The sequence below is a fragment of the Nocardia sp. NPDC004718 genome (assembly GCF_053601535.1).
Genome location: NZ_JBSGCA010000045.1, coordinates 20,291 through 40,386, shown reverse-complemented (window position 1 = coordinate 40,386; position 20,096 = coordinate 20,291). Strand labels below are relative to the sequence as shown.

The following is a 20,096-nucleotide window of genomic DNA, read 5'->3' as shown; positions in this document are numbered from 1 at the left end:
GTCAGTATTCGGAAGGGAGTGGTCGATGAGCGGCCATCACGGTGTGCACAGCGGTCTGCACAGCGAGCGGGGTGCGTTGGCCGGCGAGCATCCCGGTCGTGCGCGCAATCCGGTGGTCAAAGTGCTGGATCTCGCCTGGCTGGAGTTCGAGAAGCCCGACTTGGACAGAGCGGAAACCTTCGCGCACGCCTTCGGCTTCGCCACCGCGATGCGGACGGCCGACGAGGTGCGGCTGCGCGGAACCGATCCGGGCTCGCCCTGCGTGCTCATCCGCCGCGGGGATCGCACGCGATTCGTCGGTCCGGCCTACCGTGCGGCTGATCCCGCCGACCTACTGCGGCTGGCCGACGCGACCGGCGCTCGACCGGTGCTGCTGCCGGAGTCGCTGGGGGGAATGACCGTCGATCTCACCGACCCGAGCCGGCTGCGGGTACGGGTGGTCGCCGACATGCATGAGCTGGCGGCCTTGCCGGCGCAGCAGCCGCATATGTTCAATCTCGGGCACGAGGTTGTCCGAGTGAACGCCACCCAGCGACCGCCACGGGCGCCCGCGCGTGTGCGACGGCTCGGTCATGTCGTTTTACAAACAACGAAGTACCGGGAAACCCTCGATTGGTATCTGGCGACGCTGGGTCTGATTGTCAGCGATTTCCTCTACTACCCGGGTCAGCGTGAGCGCGGGCCGGTCATGAGCTTCATTCGCTGCGACCGGGGTTCGGTTCCGGCTGATCATCACACGCTCGCACTGACGCTGGGACCGTCCAACCGGTATGTGCACTCCGCGTATCAAGTGGCGGATCTGGACGCGCTCGCCGCGGGCGGCGAGTATCTGCGTGAGCAGGGCTACCGCCGGTCGTGGGGGATCGGCCGCCATATCGAGGGCAGTCAGATCTTCGACTATTGGCGTGACCCCGACGGCTTCATGGTCGAACATTTCAGTGACGGGGACATGTTCGACTGCAGCCTCGAGCCCGGCTGGGCCCCGATGACGGCTTCCGGCCTGGCGCAGTGGGGCCCGCCGGCTACCAAAGACTTCCTCGGCATCAAGCCGGGAGGCGAATCTCTGCGTGAACTATGCGCGATCGCCCACGCGCTGCGCGAGGACAACGAATTCGATCTACGCCGCCTGCGCGGCCTACTGAAAGTGGCCAACTCATGAGCACATCCGTATTACGTACCGCCGACGCCTGGTGGGTGCAGACACCCGCGGGTGCCGCGCGTATCGACACCGCGGCGAGGACCACGCGAGAGCTGCTGGACGATCGTTCCGCGATCGCCGCGGCGGCCGTCAGCTCGGAAGGCATCGCTGTGGAGAGCCTCGAGTTGATCTCGCCGGTGACCGCACCGTGCCGCGTGGTAGCGCAGATGACCAACTTCGCGTCCCATGTGAAGGACTCCGGCATGGACCCCGAGACGGTGCCGCTGACGTTCTTCCGCAAGTCGTCCGGATCGATCAGCGGACCTCATGACGACGTCATCCGGCCCGCCCATGTCCAACTTCTCGACTACGAAGTGGAGATCGGCCTCGTATTCAGACGCGAAATGCCGGTCGGATCCGACATCACGGCGGAGAACCTCGCGGATTACGTCGCGGGCCTTGTCGTCACGAACGACATCTCGGCGCGCGACGTCCAATTGCCGAAAACCCAGTTCTACGAGGCGAAGTCGTACCCGACGTTCACCCCTGTCGGCCCGGCGCTGGTTCTGCTGGACCACGATGAGCTGAAGCGGTTCGGGGATCTGCGGCTGCGACTGTCGGTCAATGGTCACGTGCGACAGGACATGACGGTCGCGGACATGATCTACCTGCCAGTCGAGACCCTGCGCGCGCTGACCCGCTTCCAGCGGATGGACGCGGGGGACCTCTTGCTCACCGGTACCCCTGTCGGCACCGCGATCAGCGCCCCGCCCAAGGCGGTGGAGATCATCGGTTCGTTGCTGCCGCCAAAGGTCAAATGGAAGATGTTCTTCCAGGGACAGGCCAAGAATCCGAAGTATCTGAAGGATGGCGACACCGTCGAGGCCGTGATCGGCACCGACGACGGAGCGATCGACCTGGGCCGCCAGCGCACGGTCGTGCGGTACGCCCGATGACCGACAATTCGACCCTCGAGACCTCGGCCGAGCAACTTCTCTGGCCCCGGATTCCGGTTGTGATCGTCGGCGCGGGTCCGGCCGGCCTTACCGCGGCCACGCTGTTGGCGCAGTACGGCGTCGAGTCGCTGCTGCTGGAGCGCTGGGAGGGGGTATACCCGCAGCCGCGGGCGGTCCACCTCGACGGGGAGATCAGGCGGATCGTGGAACGATTGGGCATCGGCGACGAATTCGACGCCATTTCCCGGCCCGCGCTGGGGCTGCGCTTGGTGGATCCGAATCATCGGGTACTGGCGCAGTTCGATCGCGACCCGGCCGGTGGCCGCAACGGCCATCCGGAGGCGAACCTGTTCGACCAGCCGGAACTGGAAGCGATCCTGCGCACCAACCTGAGTCTCTACCCGGGCGTGACACTGCGGGGCGGCGCCGAGGTCACCGCTGTTACGGAGAGAATCGGCTGCGTCGAAGTGGAATTCGACGACAGGACCACCGGGCGGGCCGAGTCCGTTCGAGCGCGGTACGTCCTGGGTTGCGACGGGGCGAACAGTCTGGTGCGCGGTGCGATCGGCGGACGCATGCAGGATCTGCGATTCGACCAGCGGTGGCTGGTGGTCGACATTGCGACGACGGCCGACCTGGGTCATTGGGAGGGCGTACAACAGATCTGCGATCCGTCGCGAGCGGCCACCTTCATGCGCATCGGAAGGACCCGATACCGGTGGGAATTCCGGTTGCACCCGGCTGAGACCGCGACCGACTATCGGGATCTCCTCCAGCTTCGGCCGTTGCTCGCCCCGTGGCTCGACGAAGCAGCCTACGAGCGATCCGAACTGGTGCGGGTCGCCGAGTACACCTTTCGTGCTCAGCTCGCCGACCGGTGGCGCAGTGGGCGAGTGTTCCTGCTCGGGGACGCCGCCCATCTGACCCCGCCATTCATCGGGCAGGGGATGGGTGCGGGTTTGCGTGATGCCGCCAATCTCAGCTGGAAGCTGGCCGGAGTGCTGCGCGGTGAGCTGCCCGAGGGGGTGCTCGATACCTACGAAGCCGAGCGAAGACCACACGCACGGGCCATGATAAGGCTGGCCAAGTTCACCGGCCTGACGATGACCGAAGGCGGAGAAATGGGTAACCGCCTGCGTAACCTCATCGCACCGCGACTGCGCGTCGTGCCCGGCCTCACCGGCATGGTCACCAGCGGAGAGTCCCCGCCCCTCCGCCGTTCCTCGCTGGTGGAGGCGCCGCGGACGCGTAGAGGTCTGTCCGGCCGGCTCGTCCCGAACGACCGCTTGGTCGATGGGCGGCGCGTGGACGACGTCGTTATAGGGCGATACGCCATCATCACCACGGCCGAATTATCGCCAGGTGATCAGGCGATCGTGAAACAACGCGGCGGTGTCGTGCTGCGCCCCGAGCCCCACACGGATCTGTACCGCTGGATTCGCCGCGGCCACGTGAGCGCGCTGCTGGTCCGGCCGGACGGCATCGTGCAGAGCTGCCGGGGAAACCTGCCTGCTCTGTGCGCGGCGCTCCCGCGGTTCGCGCCGAGTGTTCCGCGGACACGTCCGAGCTGAGCGTCGCGGCCGAGGTGACCGACCAGCAGGTGACCGGCCAGATCTCCTCCCGCTCGGCGAACGACAGGAACCGGCCCGACGGAGGAACCACGAATACGGCGACATCCCGCCAGCATCACGGAACCATCATGTCCCGGCGACCGGTGGAACGCCAACCGCAACAGCGCATTCCGTCGGAAGATCACCTTGGGCGATCTTGTCCCGGAATGCACGCTCGACCACCCGTTGCTGCCCGGAATGCCCAGCCCTTGGCACAGGATGCAGTGGGAACCGAAGGCCTGCAGCCCGCATCCGCAGTGCGGGTGCCTCGCCGACCTGCCGAACCCACTTCCACGGTTCTCTCTGCGCGGGCCACCGTAGCGGACCAGGGCGAACTGGCTCGATGTTCCGCTTCGCTTGCGGCACAGTGTCGATACGAACCCGCGACCGATGGGGCCGAGCTTTGCGAAATTGTTCGGCGGGACCAGCGGATGGGCGTATCCGTAGGCGTGACCGCGCGGTTTCCAAACGTTCGGCAAGGTCTGCGCGGCGCTCGCACCCAGCCTCCGACGACGATCCATGCGCCCTGGCAGTGGTCACCCGTGGAGTGCCGCGGCGACGTCGGCGCGCATTCGCGATTCGATGTGGCGAATCAATTTGGTCAGGTCGGCGCAATACACCGAGGGATTACGGAAGCCGTCGCCCGCACGGTATCGCGTGACGTAGTGACCGCCACCACACACGCTGTGTATCGAGCAGGCGCGGCAGGTGTCGCTGAGCGCGTCCACGCCGATCTGGCGCGCCACTATCTCGGGTTCCAGCATGGCCTGGTCGAGCGGATTGCGTCGGCCGGACGGCAGTTTGGTCGCACCCGAGAAGGTCGCCTTCAAGTCATCGATCTGCGCTACACTCCCGTCGGTTTCGATCACCGCTATGCGTATGGGGCCGAGGCCCCATACCTCCGATTCCACGGTCCCGCCCAGTATCAGGTCCATGATGTTCTCGAACATTCGGATCCGCGTGTCCAGTTGCGGCGCGCCATACCAGCGGTCGAAGATCGTGATCAGCCAGTCCGCATAGGGCGTCGCTCCGGGATCTGCGGAGAACCCGGGGGGCGGCGTCGTCCAATTGCCCAATGGAAACTCGAAATTGACTGCCGGGGGCTGAAACGCGAGCAAGCCTTCATAGGCCTGCAAGGGGTCGTTTGCGAGGTCGATGACGCAGAGCAGGCCGCTGAGCAGATGCCGCCGATCGCCGACCGTCAATTTCTCGAGGGCGGCAGCGACCCGGGAGTAGCTCCCCGCGCCGCGGCGGTCCCGGCGATGGCGGTCGTGACTGTGCTCATCACCGTCGAGGCTGACGGTGATGCTGATGTCCCAGTCGTCGCAGATCCTCAGGAACTCATCGTCGAGCAGCACGCCGTTGGTCTGCAGAGTGAGGGTGACGGCGGTAATCGGCTCCAGCGCCGCCCGCGCGTGCGATGCGAAATACTCGAGATCGGCATGACCCGCCATGAGCGGTTCGCCGCCGAAGAAGACGAGACTCACCGCGGGTGGGCCGAACCTGCGAACATGGTCGGCGATTGTTCGGAGGGCGTCGTCGAAAACCTCCCGGCGCATCGCCTTCGGTTGCTCCCGCCAACTCTGATCGGCCATTTCGTAGATGTAGCAGTAATCGCACGCCAGATTGCATCGGCTGTGAATCTTGAGGAGAAAGTCCGTAAACGGAAGCGGCTCGAATCCGTTGCGCTGTAATTCGGCCACGTCGAGTCCCGTTCCGGGCCATGACTTCCGCACTGTGGGCAGCCCCAGTGCCACCGATGTCGGTTCCATTGTATGCTCTCGATTCCTGGTTTCAGATATCGGTGCGTGGGCGTCGGACAACCACCGCACCAGCTCGACGACGTCGGTCTCGGTGCCGTCGGACAGCAGCCGCTGGTACAGGCGCGCCGCCACCTCGGCCCGATCGTTGAGAACGCCGAAGTCGTTGTCGGGGAACAGTTCCGGCAGGCTCAAGGCCAGACCAGCCCAGAGCTGCGGGTGCAGCGGGTCGCCGCGCAGCTCCAGGGCGTACAACTCGATGGCCTCGGCCGGCTCGCCGGCCAGGTAGGCGCGAGTGCCGCGGGGCAGATCAGCGGGCGTGACGCTCGAAGCGGCGGCCGGGTCGTGCAATCTGGGCCGCACGGGAATATGCAGATCGCGGTGGCGATCCGGGATCGTCTCCTGATCCACGTACCGTATGGACGGCAGTTTCGCCGGACGTTCCGCTCGCGCGACCCACAGCTCCGCCAGCTCGGCCAGCTCGGCGTCGTCGGATGTACGATTGCGCACCTGCCAAGAAGTACGATGCGCCACCAGAATCTCGGCCACCGCGTCGCGCGCCTCCGCCGGCACGTCCTCGTCGGCCCACGGCCGGACGCCCGCGGTCAGCGCGCTCATGAGCTCCTCTCCCCGCTCGGTCAGCAGGCCCGAACCGGATGCCTCCTCCATAGCGGTCGCCAGTTGTGTACGCCAGCGCTCGAATTCGATGTGCGCCCGCATCGATCGATGGCAGTCGGCGTGCCGGTGTACCCGCCAGAAGTCGGTGACCCCGAAAAAGGCGTAGATCCCGTGCAGCAGACCGAGGATCGGCCGTGGATCATCGCGCCACGGCGCGTAGAAGCGACACGTCGGGTCGGGATCCACTATCAGCACCTGATCGGCGAGCATGGCGAGTTTGCTGTGCTGGATCTCGTGAATCAGCGACACCGCCATTTCACAAGAGTCCTTGGGGGCTGTGGTGTACACACAGCCGGTCCCGCTGAAGGCGGTGTGGCCGACGGTGGCCGCCACCGGTCGCGCGGTGAGCGGCGTCAGTAGCCGCAGGCAGGCACGCATCGGCGTCAGATAGCCGGGGAAGTCTCGGTGTAGCAGGTGCCAGGCCTGCGCGAAATCCTCTCGCCAAGTGCGGAATTCGTCGGCCGTGAGCCGCGGTGCCGTACCCGAGGGCAGGTCGCGGAACGGGTCGAGATCATCGAGGACGACCTCCGGTTCGCCGTTCCCGCCGTGCAACCGCCGCAGCGGCAGCCACGCCGGGTCGGACTCGTCCGCAGGCGACGCCACCGAGATCGGGCCGCTGCCGTCAGCGACGATGCGTATCGCGCCATCCACCCAGTTCAGCTTGCAGTGGCCGTAGTCACCTGCGGATCCAACCCGCGCCATCCCGATCCCGGGCAGCATGACTTCACCGTTGCGTACGACAACCCGCATCGATCCGCTGGGCAGATTGGTGACCACGGCGGCCGCCGCCAACCAGCCGAGGTAGCCGCAGTCGGCCCACAACGGAGTTGGTTCCCGATCGTCCGAGGCGTTGCGCAAGCGCTGGAGCACGCGGCCGAGCCACACCCCGGTGTGCGGGTAGACCAGCAGTGCCTCGACCGCGCCCGGATGCGACTCCTCCAGCTCGGTCAGGACCCGATAGGCATCGGAAAGGCCGGCGGCGTCGTCGATTTCCGGGTGGTGAGCGGTGACTTCGGTGATGAGCGATCGCAGTAGTACCAGTCGTACGGTCAGCATGTCCGAAGTCATCCGGACGACGGCTGCCTCCGTGCCGTGACCGGTGAACAGCTCGGCCGCTGCATGGTCGATACCGATGGTCGGGGCGGACATGGTTGCACTCCTGTCGTCAGTGATCGGCGGCGGCGGCGAGGTCGGTGCGGACCCGTGCTCCGATGTGGTGGATCAGCTTCGTCAGGTCCGCGCAGTACACGGAGGGATTGCGGAAGCCGTTATCGGCGCGATACCGGTGCACGTAATGCCCGCCGCCGCAGACGTTGTGGATCGAACATGCCCGGCAGGTTTCACTCAGGGCATCCGCGCCGATCTGACGAGCGACGATCGCGGGTTCCAGCAGTGCGAGGTCGAGCGGATTGCCCACGTTCGCGGTGCGCAACTTGGTGGCCCCCGCGAAAGCCGACTTCAACTCGTCGACCTGTTCCAGAGTGCCGTCGGTTTCGATCACGGCCAGCTGGATGGGGGCAAGCCCGAGTAACTCCGATGTCACGGAGCCGCCCAGCAGCAGGTCGATGATGTCGTCGAAGATCCTGACCCGGGTCTCCAGCTCCGGCGCCCGGAACCAGCGATCGAACACCGAGATGAGCCAGTCGGCGTAGGGGGTAGCGGTGTGGTCGGCGGTCCGCGCCGGTGGTGGCGTCGTCCAGGTGCCGTGCGGGAGGAGAAAGTCGACCGCCGGGGGTCGACAGGCCAGCAGCGCTTCGTAGGTGCGCACCGGGTCGTTGGCCACATCGATGGTGCAGAGCAGGCCGGCGAACAGGTGCCGGTTCTCGTCCGCCGTCAGTTGCGCGATCCCGGCCGCGACGCGCGTGTAGCTCCCGGCGCCCCGCCGATCCCGGCGATGCCTGTCGTTACCGCTCTCGTCGCCGTCGAGGCTGAACTGCACTGGACACGGGACGGCGCACTGCGCTTCACTCGGGGAACCAACACGGTTCTCGTCCCGTCCCGGGATGACGAGTCCGATCCCGCCTGGCTGCCGCTGCGGCGATTGCGGGGGGCGGATGCGGAACGGGAGGTGTTCCTGGACGACCTGGACCCGTTCCGGCACTTGCTGGAGGGTCAGCAGCCGCCCCGGCTCACGACCGCCCAAGCCCGCACGTGGCAACAGGATTTCGCGGCGGCCTGGGCACTGCTGCGCCGAGACTTCGATCGGTACCTCGAGCCGATGCGCAGTTGCTTGCAGTCTTTGGCGCCGCTGAGTGCACAACCACTCGCGGCGAGCACGAGCCACACCGCATTCAACGGAGTCGGCTGTGTCTACACCACGGCCCCCGCGGACCCATGCCAGCTGGCGCTGACGCTGATCCATGAGGTCCAGCACACCAAGTTCACGCTGCTGACCGATCAGATCGTGCTGTTCGATCCCGATCCGGTGTGCCGCTTCTACGCGCCGTGGCGAGACGACCCGCGTCCGATCATGGGGCTGCTGCACGGGATCTACGCATTCTTCGGAGTCACCGACTTCTGGCGAATACATCGTCACGCCGACTGCCACCGATCGATGCAGGCGAATGTCGATTTCGAATTGTGGCGTCTACAGGTGGAAGGTGCCGTCGCGCAGGCATCGACCTCGAGTCTCCTCACGGAGGCGGGTTCGCGATTCCTGAACGCGCTCAGCGCTGAAATGCGCCCCTGGGGAGAGGAGGACGTGCCCCCGGCGGTCAGGGTCGCCGCGTCCGAGGTGGCGATAGCGCATCGGACGTTCTGGCAGGTGCGGAACCTGACACCGGACATCGCCGGCATCGCCGAGTTGGCCGTGTGCTGGATCGCGCAGGCGCCGCGGCCCGACGGCCTGCCGCCCGCGGGTCTGGTGGACCAGAGCGCCGTGCCGAACGACCATCGCCGCCTGCACCTTCCAGCGCAGCTGAAGCTGCTGGACCACGCCGCGGCCGAAGCTCTGTCGATCCCCGAGCAGCCGCGCGGCGACCGCGCCTATCTTGCGGGGGACCTGGCCGCGGCGGTCGCGCTGTACACCGAGGAGCTGCGCGTCGACCCGCTCCGGCCACAGTTGTGGGCGGGCTTGGCGCTGGCGTTGCCGAAGCTCCACCCGGACGATGACTTCAGCGTTCTCGATGACAGGGCCGAGGTCGCCGCCCACCTGTACCAGGTACTGCTGGCGGATGCCGAAGGTGTCGAGATCGTCGATCTGGTGCGGTGGTTGTCGAGGTATCCGCGCACTCATGGGTAGATCGGGAATCCACACCAACCGGAACTTCCTGCTGCTGTGGTCCGGAAACGCGACATCGCTCGTGGGCTTCCACGGCGTCCGAATCGCCTACCCGATGCTGGTTCTCGCGGTGACCGGCTCGCCCGCCGCGGCGGGATGGGTCGGTTTCGCGTTGAACCTGCCGAGTCTGATCTTCCAGATCGCGGCCGGCATCGTCGCGGACTATTTCAACCGGATCCGAACCCTGGTGATATGCCAGATCACCGGGTTGATCGCGGCCTGCCTGGCGGCCGCAGCGGTCGCTGCCGAGATGTCGAGCCTCGCGCTGATAGTCGGTGTCACCGCGTTCATCGAGGGCAGTGTCTACGTCTTCGTCGGCCTCAGTGAGCTGGGCGCGATCCGCGACGTGGTGTCGCACGCACAGCGACCCGCCGCGTTCTCGTTCCTCGAGGCCGAGCAACCGATCGCCATCCTGGCCGGACGAGCAGCAGGTGCGGCGGTCTACGGCGTGGCCCGCTGGCTGCCGTTCATCGCCGACGCCGTGTCGTATCTCTACTGCCTCGTCGCACTGTTGCTGATCCGTCCGGACTCGACAGCACCGCGGAAAGCCGCCGAGCCCGAGCGTCATTCGGTCCGGCGTACGATCGCCGACGGCTTCCGTGTCGTTTGGACCGAACCTTTCCTGCGGACGTCGACGGCAATGATCGGACTGTCGAATATTGTCATTCAGCTCGTCTTGCTGCTGATATTGGTGGAACTGAAGAACGGCGGCAGTCCCGCGTGGACCGTCGGCGTGGTGCTCGGCGCCGCGGGCGTCGGCGGAGTACTCGGCGCCGCCGCGGCATCACGGCTCACCACTCGCTTCCCTTCGCAGAATGTCTATCGGGGCGCGCTGTGGGCATGGACGGCGCTGCTCGTTCCAATGGCGCTCAGCGCCGATCCGTTTGTGCTGGCCGCGTGTTGGTGTGGCATCGGCGGCGTGGGGGTCGTCAGCAACGTCGCGTTGACGGTATCCCGGCTCGATGTGATCCCCGAACAGACGCTCGGTCGCGCGGTCGCGACGATGGCACTGTTCTGCGGCGGCGCGGTCGCGCTCGGCGCGCTGGGGGCGGGCTATCTGTTGTCCACAGTGGGCGCCGTCGCCACGCGATGGTCAGCACTCGCGGCCATGTTCACACTCGCCGCATACGCAAGTACTCACACCACCCGCTCTCGCGATCTACCGCTTGCACTGACATCATCCGATTCCTGAGGCGCGAGCCTGCTCGTCGAGCGGGAGGCTTCAAATCGGCTCGACGACGTTCTTCCGTAGGTGTCCGTAGACCACTGAGGTGCGTACGTCTGCGAGTTCCTTTCGCTCGGTCAGCTTGTCCAGGACCACCGAGTGGAGATGGTCGGTGTCGCGAACGGCCACATGAAGGAGGAAGTCGTCGGTGCCTGTGAGCGTGAAGATTTCGATCACCTCGGGCATTCGCGTTACGAAGGCTTGGAACTGTTCGATGACCGCACGCGTCGGCGGTCGTATCCGTACGGCGATGATCGCCTGCAGCCCCCGGCCGAGCGAGGGGAGGTCTACCTCGGCGTGGTATCCCAGCAGCACGCCGCGCTCACGGAGGGAGCGAATCCGCTCCAAGCAGGTCGAGGGTGCGATGCCCAACTCCTGGGCCATGTCCCGGTTGGTGCGCCGACCGTCCAACTGCAGAAGCCGAAGTAATGCCGAATCTAGTTCATCCATATTCTGTCTCTCTGCTGAAACTCCGAATCTAATTCGGACATCCTGCCAGGATGCCCTGCTGATTGCTACCTTGATCGCCATATCTCCGTTCATGGTTCGCCTCTGATGAAGCGGCCGAACAGAGGTCACGAGTTTTCGGACGGTAAGGGGCATGGGAAGTGGCTGAGCGACAGGCCGAAGTCTTGGCGATCTGTTCGGTCGTAATGGCCGCGCTGTTGTGGAGCAGCTCGTACGCGGTAACCAAGCTGGTGCTGGCGGACGTCGGCCCGCTGAGCATCGGGGCCATCCGTTTCACGCTCGCCGCGGTACTGCTCAGGATCATCATGCTCCTGCGCCGCAACCCGACTGTCAGGCCGGATGCCCGTCGGCGGCGGTTGATCTACCTCAGTGGGCTGCTTGGAATTACGGCCTACTTCGTGCTGGAGAACATCGGCGTCGAGCTGTCGACGGCCTCCGACGCCTCTTTGATCGTGGCCACCTACCCATTGATGGCCATGCTTTTGGAGCTGGTGGTCTTTCGGAGCAGAATGCCGCCGCTCCGGGTCGGCGGTGTGCTGCTGGCTGCCCTGGGGGCTTTCCTCGTCGTTCACAACGGGGCGGACGTGGGAGGCGGCGGTCGCTGGTCCGGCGACATTCTGCTGTTGCTCGGCGGACTGGTGTGGGCCGGGTACAACATGCTGGGCAAGTATGCGGGGCACGGGCAGGACGCGGTGACCCTCACCTACTACCAGACCATGGCCGGCGCCGCCGGCTTCCTGTTCGCCTCGCTACCGGAGTCGAAGCATTGGCGGGTACCCGACGCCACGGCCTCGGCGCTGCTCGCATATCTGGCCGTGGCATGTTCCGTCGGCGCATTCCTGCTCTACAACTACGGCCTACGCCGGATGGCCTCGAGCGTCGCGGTGAACATCCTCAACCTGGTGCCGGTGTTCGGTGTGCTCGGTGCCGTGGTGATCAATGCGGAGACGGTCCGGCTGGCGCAAGTCTTCGGCGGCGTCATCATCGTCGCCGGGGTGACACTCGGATCGGTCGAGCATCGCTCGCCCCGGCCTTCTCCGTATGCGGACCCGTGCAGGTCTCGGTCTCTGACCAGTCGGGCGGGTCGATGGCCGCGACCCGCATGCGTCGACAATTCGTGCGCTGAGCACCGACCGTCCATTGGATCGTCCGACAATAGATCCAGTGTTTAGAGTTCTGCCACGGCCAGAAGGGGCGTTCTGCACCGCGCCTGCTTCCCGCCGCTGGCGCCGGGATCTATCACCGCGGTGACCGACGCGGCGTAACCGGTGCCTCAGGCGTCGGTACCGACTCCCTTGCACCGGCCCCACCAGCCGTCTCAGACCCCAGGATCGGTTGCACGAGGTCATCGAGTGCACCGCGCACCCCGCGGGCGAACACCTCCACGTCCGGGCAGCTGTCCCGGTCCGCGGCGGCTGTGAAGTTGAGCTGACCGGCGTACGACAGGGCGGCGACGACAAGTGTCAGGTTGCCCATGGGCGGCAGCACGGGAAACACCTCCAGCAGCGGTGCGCCGGCGAGGTACAGCCGCATCGGCGGACCCGGGACGTTGCTCACGACCAGGTTCACTGACCGCTGCCGCGGAAACAGCCGGTACCAGATGCGCTGACCGGCAACGAATCTGAAGATCCCGCTGCCCGCCTCGGGGCGAGGCTTGTCCCTCCGTGCGCTTGTCTGCGCGGCGATCGACGTGAGCCGGCACAACGAGTCCGGCTCACCGACCGGCAGCGGCACCATCATCCATCCGGGCGTGTTGCCTTGCGCTTCCCCGGGCCGCGCTTCGTGGTGGGAGATGGTCACCATCGCGCGCTGGACGAGCCCGTGGACATCCTCGCCGCGGCTTGTCAGCAGCTGGCGCAGGCCACCGGCAACCGCGGTGAGCACTACGTCGTTGACTGTGGCGTGCTGGGCGTGGGCGACAAGTTTGATGGCGTCGAGGCGGCCGCGGACGATGGCCAGTCGGCGCTCGGGGCCTACGGGGTGGTTGAGGCTGGTTCGTGGGGCAGGCCTTTCTGTAAGCACCTCCCGCCAGGCCGGCAACGCACGGCGCGCAAGGCGCAATGTTCTGCTCGGATGGGCGAGGGCCGACCACCCGAGCCGTAGCTCGTGTCGGCGGCGTCGCAGGTTGTCGCGGAGCAGTTCACCGGTGGACGGGGTGGGTGTAGGCGTCCACGGCGGTGCACCCTCGACGGGCGCGTCGGCGGTCCGGTCGAGCAGCGCCCCGAAGGCGGCCATCGCGGCCGGGCCATCGGCGAGGACGTGATGCAGCTTCAAGAACGCGCCGACTCGTTGGTCCGGCAGGCCGGGCAGCAGCCACAGCTCCCACAGCGGCCGGGTGGGATCGAACGGTCGCCGGGCCAGTTGCTGGCATATCTGGAGCAACTGGTCCTGGTCGCCAGGCGCGGCAAGCGCACGGACGTGGAGGTGCTCAGCGAGGTCGAAATAGGGCGCGTCGATCCACAGCGGCCAGCCCAGCCCGAGCCGAGGCCGGCACAGCAGCTGCCTGAAGCGAGGCACCGAGTGCATTCTCGGCTCGAGGTATCGCCGGACCGCGTCGAGTCGGACGCTGCCGTCCACGTCGAGCAGGCTTGTGCCGTCGAGGATGGCGAGCCCGCCGATGTCGGTGCACCAGCCGTAGTCGTCCCAGAGCAGCAGGAACAGGTCCGAAGCGGTCACCCGTTCCAACAGAGGGGTCTCGGCCATGACCTCACCTCCCTTACTCGTGGCCTGGACAGCTACTGCGGTTCCGCTCCGTTCCCGCGGCTCAGCTCGATGTCCGGCTCATAGCCGGACCCCCTCTTTTCTCCACATCATCGTCTTCGGGACCACCTGGCGGCAGGGCCGAAGGTCCATCCCTGACCGAGCCGAACCGCCTGACTGCCGTAACACGGATCGTGCGCCGGAAGCGGGCATCGAACGAGTTGACGCGTTGGTGGAGTAGATCACCCGCCGGATGCCACGCTGCCAGAGCGTCGGGGTGGCGGCTGAAATACAGTGGAACGACCTGGTCGGCGGGCTCGTGGACCGAGTCGCCTTCACGGCCGAGGTGGGGGATCGAGGTATGCGAGCGTGGCTATCTGCACGAACGATCGGATCAGGGGGTTGGTGTCGGCCTCGTTCCAGGCAACCACCACCCTGCTCGGTGCCATGTCGATCAGGGGGACGGCGCCCAGTCCCTCGGGCACTTTGTGCCCGAGCGGGGTGATGCCGACGGTGCCGTTCCAGAGCACGGCCTGTACACATTCCTGAACGACCCGCACTACCGGACCTTCGCGTGTCTGTCCTCCGTTCCAATAGGTCTGCCAGGTGGGGTCGGTGCCGTCGGGGAACTGGAACCAGCGGCGGCCGGCCAGGTCGGCCAGCGTCAGGTGGTCGCGGCGGGCCAGTGGATCGTCGGCGCGCAAGACCGCCCCGACCGGGTCGGCACGCAGTTCACGCACGGTCAGGGCGGTGTCGTCGAAGGGGGCGCGGGTCACGGCGACGTCGACCAGGCCCGCCCGCAGTCCGCAGGTGGGGTCGGTGAGATCGGTGTCGCGGATGCGGATGTCGACCTCGGGATGCTTGTGGCGGTAGGCCGCGGCGAGTTTGGTGACGCCGGGGTCGGTGCCATCCCCCAGGATGCCGACGGTGAGGTTCGCGGTTCCGGCCGCGGCGGCGAGCCGCACGGTGGCGCGCTCGGCCTGATCGAGCAGAGCGCGCGCCTCGTCGAGCAGCACCACCCCGACCCGGGTCAGACCTACACCGGTGGGCGACCTGTCGAACAGGGCCGCACCGACTTCCGACTCCAGTTGCCGGATGGCGCGGCTCAGCGGCGGCTGGCTCATGTGCAGACGGGCGGCGGCGCGACCGAAATGGCGTTCCTCGGCAACAGCTACGAAGTAGCGCAGCGTACGCAGCTCCACGCTGGCACGATACCCGTCCGGTATCGGCAGCGCAGAACAGGTCTTGGACACCCGCGACATCTCGGCGGTGCAATCGGAACATGTCCGACAACGAGAACAACCCCGGCACAATTGTTTCAGTGGTGGGCCCCGGCGAGGGAGAGCTGATCGTCCTGGGCGCCACGCGAATGCGTGTCCTCGAGGATGGCAGCAACACCGGGCACCGCCTCGGGCTGGCCGAATCCGTCATTCCCCCACACACTCCCGGACCACCGCAGCATCGGCACGCCCAGCACGACGAAGGGTTCTACATCATCTCCGGCACGCTGCGGTTCACCGTCGGCGACACCGACCATGACGTGACAGCGGGCACGCTGGTGATGGTCCCGCCCGGCGCCCCGCACACCTTCGCCAACATCACCGATCGACCAGCCGTCATGCTCAGCACCTTCACCCCCGACCTGTACGTGCAGTACTTCCGCGACCTCCAGGCCATGGTCGCCGACAGCCGGGAACTGACACCGCAGGTGAACATCGAGGTGATGAGCCACTACGCCACCGAGCCTGCCACCGACTTCGCCTGAACCCCAAGTGGGCCGGGGTGTTTTCGCCTCGGCCCGCACATGCCACCTTTGGATGGAATCGTGAACATCGCGTTCTGGATCACTGCCGGCCTGCTCGCCCTCTTCTACCTCTACGCAGGCGGACTGAAGATCGTCCGAAGCCGGGATCAACTCCGGCCCATGATGTCCTGGGTGGACCGCATACCACTATGCGTGATCCGGACCGTCGGCGCACTCGAAGTACTCGGCGCACTCGGGCTGATCCTTCCACCTCTGACCGGACTGACGCCCGGGCTCGCCGTTGCCGCGGCCATCGGGTTCGTACTCCTGCAACTCGGTGCGATCCCGGTCCATCTGACCGGCGCAGACCACAAAGTCGCCCTCAACATCACCCTTCTTCTCATGGCAGTCGTGACCGTTTGGCTCGCAACCATCTGGGTGTGATCTCGCGGGATTTTCGTCCTCCGCTCGACCGGCACCCGGTGGTGCACCCTAGTTCGGCGACTGGAAGCCGCCGATCTTCTGCTCGAGCAGTTCGGCCAGCCGCAGCGGGGTGCGGTCCTCGAACAGCGGACCGATGAGCTGCACTCCCACCGGCAGCCCCTCGGGCGACCGGCCCGCGGGGATGGCGGTGGCGGGCAGGCCGGGCATGGTGGCCATACCGGCCCAGACGAGCTGGTCGAAGTACGGGTATCCGACGCCGTCGATGTCGATGTGCCGGTTCTCCAGGCCTCCGTTGTGGTCGTGCGGGAAGGCGGGAGTGGGCGTGACGGGGCACACTACGGCATCGAACTCGGCGAAGAGCTGCCGCCAGCCGTGGCGGTGGAGTTCGCGACGGTTGTTCGCCTCGACCCAGTCGCGGTGGCTGAGCACCATGCCGCGCAGCCGCGCCGCGTCGAGACTCCGGTCGTCCGCGCTCAGCGCGGCGGCTTGGGCCTGCAGCTGTTGGTACACGTGGAGGGGAAGACCCGCGGCGGCGTTCGACAGCATCAGCTGCATATAAAGCGTCGCGGCTTCGGTCGGATCAGGCAGCAGCGGGCTGTGCCGTTCGACGCGGGCGCCCTCCTCGACGAGCGCCTCGGCGACCCGGTTCACGCCCGCCCGCACCGCCGAGCCGGTCGGAATGAGCGGATGGTCCTCGATGATCAGGATACGGAAGTCGGCCAGCCGTTCGTGGCGCGCGGGCGGCAGTGCGACGTCGTAGGCGACGCCGTGGGTCAGCGGGTCCGGTCCGGCCATCACGTCGAGCAGCAGCGTGAGGTCGCGGGCGGTGCGCGCCATCGGACCGACAACAGCGAGATCGAGATCGACCGGCAATGCCGGCGCGGGCGGCGCGACCATACCGCGGGACGCCACCAGTCCGAGTGTCGGCTTGTGCGCGTAGATGCCGCAGAAATGCGCGGGGGTGCGCAGCGAGCCTGCGAGATCGGAGCCGATGGACAGCGCGCCGAATCCGGACGCCAGGGCCGCCGCCGAACCGCCGGACGACCCACCCGACGTGCGGCTGTGGTCCCACGGGTTGTTGGTGGTTCCATAGATCTCGTTGAAGCTTTGGATATCTCGCAGCATCAACGGCACATTGGTCTTTCCGAGCAGCACCGCGCCGGCGGCCCTCAGCCGCGACACCTGTACCGCGTCCTCGGCAGGCACATGATCCTTGTACTGCGGCATGCCCCAGGTCGTGGGCAGCCCGGCGATGTTGTAGCACTCCTTGACCGTCACCGGAATACCGAGCAGCGGCCGGTCCTCGCCCCGGGCGCGCGCCTGGTCGGCAGCGCATGCGGCGGCCCGCGCATTATCGAAATCCGGTACGCAGATCGCGTTGATCGCCTTGTCGTCGCGCTCGATACGGGCGATCGCCTCGTCGGTCAGTTCCACCGAGGTCACTTCACCAGCATGCAAGGCGGCCGCGAGTTCTTCCGCCGACTGAAAATTCCAATCCATGAATCCGACGCTATTGGCCTGCCGGAGAGGACATAAAATGCCGCTTCGCGCAATGGAAAGTCGAGCGGACTACCTGCACCGGTGAAGTCACGCGCTCGTTCTGCCATCGCAGGACATTCCGACGCAGGTCACAGCGCCGGCAGCGGGTCGACTCCATGAGCGCAGGGCATAAGAATGCCGTGCCGGGCAACGGGATGTATGTCTCAATGCTCGTCTGTGTTCTCCGTGCGGTCAGCGCGTTCGTAATCACTTTCGCCGACCCGAGCGTCGCCGCCCCTGGGAAGAGTCCGGATCAGGCCCCTTCCGGTGATTCGGCAGTGCCGAGGCGGCGGATAAGGGCGCGGAGTTGGGTGCGGTAGTACTCCTCGAATTCCGGTGAGCCGGGAGTCTTTCCGGTGGCTCGCAGGGCGGCCTCGGGAAGCATCAGGGGCGCCAGGACCATGCTCATGACGGCCATGCGGACGAACGCGGGATCCAGCTCGGGGGCTATCTGGCCGCGCTCCTTTGCTCGGCGGAGGTTGGCCAGATCTGTGTCGATGACCGTGGCGTCGTCGATGTAGTCGGATTCGGTGCCGCCCCCGGTCAACCCGCGCCAGATAACCAGGCGGGCCGGGCGTGGGTCCGCCAGCGCGGCGGTGAGGTAGCGGGCGGCGGTCTCGTCGAGGGGAAGTGCCGGATCGGCACGCTCGGCCTCGGCCTCCGGCCAGTTCCGTTGAATCTCTTGATAAAGGTTTTCCTTGCCGCCGAAGTAGTAGGCGATGAGCTGTTTGTTCACCCCCGCGCGAGCGGCGATGTCTTGGATCCGCGCACCGTCGAAGCCCTTTGCGGAGAACTCATCCAGGGCCGCATCCAGCAGAGCCTGACGGGAGCGCTCCGCGTCGCGGCGGCGTTCGTCGGCGCTGGGGGCGCGGCGCGGACGGCGGGGCGGGACTTCGGACGTCGGATCCGTGCCGCGGGCTTTGGCCATGCGATCAGGTTACCGGTTCGGGTGACTGGTTCAACCAGTCGGATGGATTATCATCCAACTGGTTGACAGAGTTAGCCGTATGGATGACACTGCGAAGGTGACTGCTTTCAACATTTCCGACAGCGTGACCACCGGGCTGAGCCCGCAGGCACGTCGGGCCGTGGTCGTCGTATTGGTCGGCGCGGTGCTCGCCTTCCTCGACGCCACGATCGTCAATGTCGCTCTGCACTCCCTGGCTACGGCCCTGGATGCGTCGCTGGACGCCATCCAGTGGGTCGTCACGGCCTATCTCCTTGTGCAGGTGGCGGTGCTGCCCGCCAGCGGCTGGGCTGCCCGCAAGGTCGGGCCCAAGCGGCTCTATATGAGCACGCTCGGCCTGTTCACCGTCGCCTCGATCGCCTGCGGACTCGCGGACTCCGTGGGTGCCCTGATCGTCGCCCGCGTCGCGCAGGGATTCGGCGCGGGACTGATGATTCCCGTCGGGCAGTTGATCCTGATCACCAGCGCTGGGCAGCGCGGCATGGCGCGAGCCATGGTGGCGGCGGGACTGCCGATGGTGCTCACACCCGTCATCGGGCCGACCCTCGGCGGGCTGTTGTTGCAATACGCGGGCTGGCAGTGGATCTTCCTGATCAACGTGCCATTCGGCGTGCTGGGTCTGGTGCTGGCGTGGCGACTGCTCCAGCCCGACGAGCCGGCCGAAGCCGCAGGTCCGTTGGATGTCGTTGGACTGATGATGATTTCACTCGGGACAGTGGGCGTCACTTTCGGACTGGCTCGCGCCGGAGTCCGGAGTGTCACCGATCCGCAGGTGCTGGTTCCGGTCCTGGCCGGGGTCGCCGTCATCGGCCTTTTCGTCGTGCACGCGATGCGATCCGCGCATCCTGTTCTCGATCTGCGGCTGTGGCGGGATCCGCTGTTCGGTGCGGGTGCGGTCACGACGCTGGTGCTGGGCGCGGTGACCTTTGGGGCGATGGTGCTGCTTCCTCTGTATTTTCAAGTGATCCGAGATCAGGATGCCGCGCACACCGGAATGTTGCTGGCCCCGCAAGGGCTGGGCGCGGCCGTAGCCATGGGGCTGTCGGCACCCATGGTCGAGCGGCTCGGCGGGCTCACCAGCGTGATCGGCGCGGTGATCGGTGTCGTCGCCACGGTGCCGTTCCTGTTCGTTACCGGCGACACGCCGTACTGGCTGCTGGCCGCCGCGATGATCGTGCGTGGGCTCGGCATCGGACTGGCCGCGACACCCGCCATGACGGTGGCGCTGCGCAACCTCGGCCCGGCTCAGATGGCGGACGCCACACCCCAACTCAACATCATGCAGCGCATCGGCGGGTCCATCGGCACGGCCGTGTTCGTGGTGATCCTGCAGCAGGGGCTGAGAGACAGCGGGATCCAGCACTCGGAGCAGGCGGAGGCCTTCGCGACCACTTTCACCTGGGTGCTGGGAGCCGCGCTGATCGCCATTATTCCCGCGGCCGTGTTGGCCGCACGGGGTGGACGCCTCGACGCGGCCGGTGACTCTCTCGGCAACTGAAGCAGGCGACCATCGGGGGCAGCGGTTTCGTCCCTCGGGCGCTTCTCACCACGACCGACCGGTCGATCGGGTAGACGTGCGCCCCTCCG

16 protein-coding genes are annotated in these 20,096 nt (G+C 66.6%); 9 read left to right on the top strand and 7 right to left on the bottom strand.

Features of this window, described 5'->3' with window-relative positions:
* Positions 1-25: 25 nt before the first annotated feature.
* The 3 genes from ACWEH3_RS27825 to mhpA are packed head-to-tail and all read left to right on the top strand — an operon-like array spanning position 26 to position 3,665.
* Entirely contained in the window at positions 26-1,159 is a 1,134-nt protein-coding gene (locus ACWEH3_RS27825; protein WP_450021797.1) for a VOC family protein, read from the top strand.
* Complete coding sequence (locus ACWEH3_RS27820) at positions 1,156-2,094, top strand: fumarylacetoacetate hydrolase family protein (protein WP_450021795.1); 939 nt, start codon at positions 1,156-1,158, stop codon at positions 2,092-2,094. The genes ACWEH3_RS27825 and ACWEH3_RS27820 overlap by 4 nt, the downstream gene beginning before the upstream one ends.
* The gene (gene mhpA / locus ACWEH3_RS27815; RefSeq protein WP_450021793.1) at positions 2,091-3,665 is read left to right on the top strand and encodes a bifunctional 3-(3-hydroxy-phenyl)propionate/3-hydroxycinnamic acid hydroxylase MhpA; all 1,575 of its coding nucleotides are present in this window, start codon (positions 2,091-2,093) and stop codon (positions 3,663-3,665) included. The genes ACWEH3_RS27820 and mhpA overlap by 4 nt, the downstream gene beginning before the upstream one ends.
* Before the next feature lie 575 nt (positions 3,666-4,240).
* Here the strand turns inward: mhpA and ACWEH3_RS27810 are convergent.
* Together ACWEH3_RS27810 and ACWEH3_RS27805 are read right to left on the bottom strand one after the other, a co-directional pair.
* Positions 4,241-7,291: an FxsB family cyclophane-forming radical SAM/SPASM peptide maturase gene (locus ACWEH3_RS27810; protein ID WP_450021791.1), complete on the bottom strand. Its 3,051-nt coding sequence runs from the start codon at positions 7,289-7,291 to the stop codon at positions 4,241-4,243.
* A gap of 16 nt (positions 7,292-7,307) precedes the next feature.
* Complete coding sequence (locus ACWEH3_RS27805) at positions 7,308-8,081, bottom strand: hypothetical protein (RefSeq protein WP_450021789.1); 774 nt, start codon at positions 8,079-8,081, stop codon at positions 7,308-7,310.
* On the opposite strand from ACWEH3_RS27805, the gene ACWEH3_RS27800 reads away from it, so the two are divergent.
* A complete protein-coding gene (locus tag ACWEH3_RS27800) occupies positions 8,037-9,383 on the top strand; it encodes an aKG-HExxH-type peptide beta-hydroxylase (RefSeq protein ID WP_450021787.1) in 1,347 nt (448 codons plus the stop codon). The two genes, ACWEH3_RS27805 and ACWEH3_RS27800, sit on opposite strands and share 45 nt — an antisense overlap.
* Positions 9,376-10,614, top strand: coding sequence for an MFS transporter (locus tag ACWEH3_RS27795; RefSeq protein ID WP_450021785.1), 1,239 nt, complete (start codon positions 9,376-9,378; stop codon positions 10,612-10,614). Before ACWEH3_RS27800 ends, ACWEH3_RS27795 begins: the two co-directional genes overlap by 8 nt.
* Before the next feature lie 30 nt (positions 10,615-10,644).
* On the opposite strand, the gene ACWEH3_RS27790 is transcribed toward ACWEH3_RS27795, so the two are convergent.
* A complete protein-coding gene (locus ACWEH3_RS27790) occupies positions 10,645-11,178 on the bottom strand; it encodes an Lrp/AsnC family transcriptional regulator (RefSeq protein ID WP_452358411.1) in 534 nt (177 codons plus the stop codon).
* Positions 11,179-11,255: 77 nt separating this feature from the next.
* On the opposite strand from ACWEH3_RS27790, the gene ACWEH3_RS27785 reads away from it, so the two are divergent.
* The gene (locus ACWEH3_RS27785; RefSeq protein ID WP_450021783.1) at positions 11,256-12,287 is read left to right on the top strand and encodes a DMT family transporter; all 1,032 of its coding nucleotides are present in this window, start codon (positions 11,256-11,258) and stop codon (positions 12,285-12,287) included.
* A gap of 67 nt (positions 12,288-12,354) precedes the next feature.
* On the opposite strand, the gene ACWEH3_RS27780 is transcribed toward ACWEH3_RS27785, so the two are convergent.
* Both ACWEH3_RS27780 and ACWEH3_RS27775 read right to left on the bottom strand, forming a co-directional pair.
* Entirely contained in the window at positions 12,355-13,818 is a 1,464-nt protein-coding gene (locus ACWEH3_RS27780; protein WP_450021781.1) for a wax ester/triacylglycerol synthase family O-acyltransferase, read from the bottom strand.
* A gap of 332 nt (positions 13,819-14,150) precedes the next feature.
* Positions 14,151-15,017, bottom strand: a complete 867-nt coding sequence (locus tag ACWEH3_RS27775) for a LysR substrate-binding domain-containing protein (RefSeq protein ID WP_450021779.1) — start codon at positions 15,015-15,017, stop codon at positions 14,151-14,153.
* 80 nt (positions 15,018-15,097) lie between these two features.
* Here ACWEH3_RS27775 and ACWEH3_RS27770 point away from each other — a divergent pair, with 80 nt between their 5' ends.
* Both ACWEH3_RS27770 and ACWEH3_RS27765 read left to right on the top strand, forming a co-directional pair.
* Positions 15,098-15,580 carry a cupin domain-containing protein gene (locus ACWEH3_RS27770; RefSeq protein ID WP_450021777.1) on the top strand — a complete coding sequence of 161 codons (483 nt, stop codon included), beginning with the start codon at positions 15,098-15,100 and terminating at the stop codon, positions 15,578-15,580.
* A gap of 60 nt (positions 15,581-15,640) precedes the next feature.
* Positions 15,641-16,003 (top strand): DoxX family protein, encoded by a 363-nt coding sequence (locus tag ACWEH3_RS27765; protein ID WP_450021775.1) that lies wholly within the window; start codon positions 15,641-15,643, stop codon positions 16,001-16,003.
* 48 nt (positions 16,004-16,051) lie between these two features.
* Here the strand turns inward: ACWEH3_RS27765 and ACWEH3_RS27760 are convergent, their stop codons facing one another.
* Together ACWEH3_RS27760 and ACWEH3_RS27755 are read right to left on the bottom strand one after the other, a co-directional pair.
* A complete protein-coding gene (locus tag ACWEH3_RS27760; protein ID WP_450021773.1) occupies positions 16,052-17,503 on the bottom strand; it encodes an amidase in 1,452 nt (483 codons plus the stop codon).
* A 292-nt stretch (positions 17,504-17,795) separates the two neighbouring features.
* A complete protein-coding gene (locus tag ACWEH3_RS27755) occupies positions 17,796-18,470 on the bottom strand; it encodes a TetR/AcrR family transcriptional regulator (RefSeq protein ID WP_450021771.1) in 675 nt (224 codons plus the stop codon).
* A gap of 97 nt (positions 18,471-18,567) precedes the next feature.
* On the opposite strand from ACWEH3_RS27755, the gene ACWEH3_RS27750 reads away from it, so the two are divergent.
* Positions 18,568-20,007 carry a DHA2 family efflux MFS transporter permease subunit gene (locus tag ACWEH3_RS27750; RefSeq protein WP_450021769.1) on the top strand — a complete coding sequence of 480 codons (1,440 nt, stop codon included), beginning with the start codon at positions 18,568-18,570 and terminating at the stop codon, positions 20,005-20,007.
* Positions 20,008-20,096: the final 89 nt, after the last annotated feature.

Excerpts from the sequence above, each read along its gene's own strand:
- ACWEH3_RS27795 (WP_450021785.1), top strand. The coding sequence starts at position 9,376 with ATGGGTAGATCGGGAATCCACACCAACCGGAACTTCCTGCTGCTGTGG.
- mhpA (WP_450021793.1), top strand. The coding sequence starts at position 2,091 with ATGACCGACAATTCGACCCTCGAGACCTCGGCCGAGCAACTTCTCTGG.
- ACWEH3_RS27755 (WP_450021771.1), bottom strand. The coding sequence starts at position 18,470 with ATGGCCAAAGCCCGCGGCACGGATCCGACGTCCGAAGTCCCGCCCCGC.
- ACWEH3_RS27820 (WP_450021795.1), top strand. The coding sequence starts at position 1,156 with ATGAGCACATCCGTATTACGTACCGCCGACGCCTGGTGGGTGCAGACA.
- ACWEH3_RS27825 (WP_450021797.1), top strand. The coding sequence starts at position 26 with ATGAGCGGCCATCACGGTGTGCACAGCGGTCTGCACAGCGAGCGGGGT.
- ACWEH3_RS27760 (WP_450021773.1), bottom strand. The coding sequence starts at position 17,503 with ATGGATTGGAATTTTCAGTCGGCGGAAGAACTCGCGGCCGCCTTGCAT.
- ACWEH3_RS27770 (WP_450021777.1), top strand. The coding sequence starts at position 15,098 with ATGTCCGACAACGAGAACAACCCCGGCACAATTGTTTCAGTGGTGGGC.
- ACWEH3_RS27790 (WP_452358411.1), bottom strand. The coding sequence starts at position 11,178 with ATGGCGATCAAGGTAGCAATCAGCAGGGCATCCTGGCAGGATGTCCGA.
- ACWEH3_RS27780 (WP_450021781.1), bottom strand. The coding sequence starts at position 13,818 with ATGGCCGAGACCCCTCTGTTGGAACGGGTGACCGCTTCGGACCTGTTC.
- ACWEH3_RS27800 (WP_450021787.1), top strand. The coding sequence starts at position 8,037 with ATGCCTGTCGTTACCGCTCTCGTCGCCGTCGAGGCTGAACTGCACTGG.
- ACWEH3_RS27810 (WP_450021791.1), bottom strand. The coding sequence starts at position 7,291 with ATGTCCGCCCCGACCATCGGTATCGACCATGCAGCGGCCGAGCTGTTC.